Source organism: Pseudonocardia tropica (assembly GCF_040105315.1).
GTDB classification, from domain to species: Bacteria; Actinomycetota; Actinomycetes; order Mycobacteriales; family Pseudonocardiaceae; genus Pseudonocardia; species Pseudonocardia alni.
The window spans coordinates 1-1,997 of sequence record NZ_JBEDNP010000072.1 but is presented as its reverse complement, the minus strand read 5'-3'; the positions used below and the strand labels follow the sequence as shown (position 1 = coordinate 1,997).

Sequence of the window (1,997 nt, the reverse complement as noted above, 5' to 3'; positions counted from 1 at the left end):
GTCCAGTGACGCGCGGTACTTACCGACGGCGGGCTCGGCCTCCGGGATCGGCACGATGACGGCACTCTCGTTGGCCTCCACCCCGCCATCATGCGAACGTCGCTCGCCCGGGCGCCACCGGGTTGCCTCTGGCGTCGGCGGGTCAAGGGTGGTTGCCCCCTCGGCCGAGAAGGGTCCACGTCTCCATGGTCAAGACCCGGTCCAGTGCCCTCCCGGCCGGCCGGTCCCCAGGCCGGTTTGCCGCTGGGTAAGCCCCGGTCGCCGTTCTGGCCCATCAGCATCAGGAACAAGCTCTTGAGCAGCGCCAGCCCCCGAGCACGGCGCATCGTTGCCTCGTCCACCTCTCCGTAAACGGAGAAGAAGTGCTCGGTGTTCTGCGACTCCAGGCAGCCGGCGTAGCCGACCACGCCGGCGGTACTGCTCGGGTTCTTCACCGCGCTCCCGGGCCCACCCGGCCATCCAGGCGCGGCGGGTACGCGCGATCGCCACCGCTCATCGCCACGCGGGCGTGTTGCTCGAGCGCCCCGACTTAACTACATGCGGTGGCAGTTCCACCAGGGCTGTGCTGGCCAAGCCGCTCACCGCACAAGCAGCAGTAGATAATTTTCTAGCGTAATCGTATGTTCAGAAGCGTGGACTCCTCCCCCGCCGACCGACTCCTCTCCCTCTCGATCACTCTGGCCATCGACCCGCCGATCCCGGCCGATACCGATGTCCACGAGATCGGCCAGGCCGTGGCCGCAAGGATCGGCAACGACGGGGTCGCGATGACCACGGCCCCCGTTCGCGGTGAGCCGATCGACCGCCTCGGCTGGGTCATCCCCACCACCACCAATCGCGCCATGGGCAGCGGCCTCGCCGACTTCGCACGCGTCTTGGAGGCCGCCGCTCGCGAGGGTCTCGAACGCGTCGTCCCCCTGACAACCCCGGAGAACTACGGCCGCGTCCGCACCGTCGCCTTGGAAGTCCTCACACTCGACGAGGTCGATCGTCGCCTGGCCATCGACCGCTTCCCCGACGTTGTCGGCATCGACGAGGTCTGCCACATCCTCGGCGTGAAACGAGCCATGGCCTACCGCCACACCTCCCGCGACAACTTCCCCCCGCGTGTCCGCGAGGGGGTCGCGATCTGGTTCCGCGCCGGCGTCGAGCGCTACGCCGCCGAGCTACGTGGGGAACCAGACCCCATGATCGAGAGGATGCGCAGCCTCGGATACTCCACAGCGCCCGTCGAGATCGGAACCTCACCGACGGCCGCAGCCGGTAGGGAAGACACCAAGACCACCGGCCCCAGCTGACCCGCAGCCGAGGACGCCCGGCACGGGCGCGACGGCGACGCGCGCCAGAGAATCAACGGCTGGCAGGCGATGGCGGCATGCGAGGTGGTGCAGCCGTCGGGGCTGCACCACCTCCTCGTCAGGGAGCGGATCAGACCGTGTGTCCTCGGAAGCGGCGCAGCCGGAGGCTGTTGCCAACCACGAAGACCGAGCTGAACGCCATCGCCGCGCCGGCGATCATGGGGTTGAGCAGTCCGAGCGCCGCGAGCGGAATGGCTGCGGTGTTGTAGGCGAAGGCCCAGAACAGATTGCCCTTGATCGTGCCCAGGGTCTTGCGGGACAACCGGACCGCGTCGGCCGCGGCCCGCAGGTCGCCCCGCACGAGGGTGATGTCGGAGGCCTCGATGGCGACGTCGGTGCCGGTGCCCATGGCGAGACCCAGGTCGGCCTGGGCGAGGGCGGCGGCGTCGTTGACGCCGTCGCCGACCATGGCGACGACTCGGCCCTCGCGCTGCAACCGTTCGACGACGGCGAGCTTGTCGGTGGGCATGACGTCGGCGATGACAGTGTCCTCGCCGACCTCGATCCCCACCTCAGCGGCGACGGACTCGGCGACGGCGCGGTTGTCACCGGTCAGCAGGACCGGCCTGAGTCCGAGCCGGCGGAACTCCGCGATCGCCTCAGCAGAGGTATCCTTGACGGTGTCGCCGACGACGAGCA

General features: G+C 69.1%; 2 protein-coding genes. One reads left to right on the top strand and one right to left on the bottom strand.

What is annotated here, in order from left to right:
• Nucleotides 1-620 precede the first annotated feature (620 nt).
• Complete coding sequence (locus WHI96_RS27555; protein WP_345643896.1) at nt 621-1,298, top strand: helix-turn-helix transcriptional regulator; 678 nt, start codon at nt 621-623, stop codon at nt 1,296-1,298.
• 130 nt (nt 1,299-1,428) lie between these two features.
• On the opposite strand, the gene WHI96_RS27550 is transcribed toward WHI96_RS27555, so the two are convergent.
• Nucleotides 1,429-1,997 (bottom strand): HAD-IC family P-type ATPase (locus WHI96_RS27550; RefSeq protein WP_349302509.1); only part of this gene is annotated, 569 nt, incomplete at its 5' end.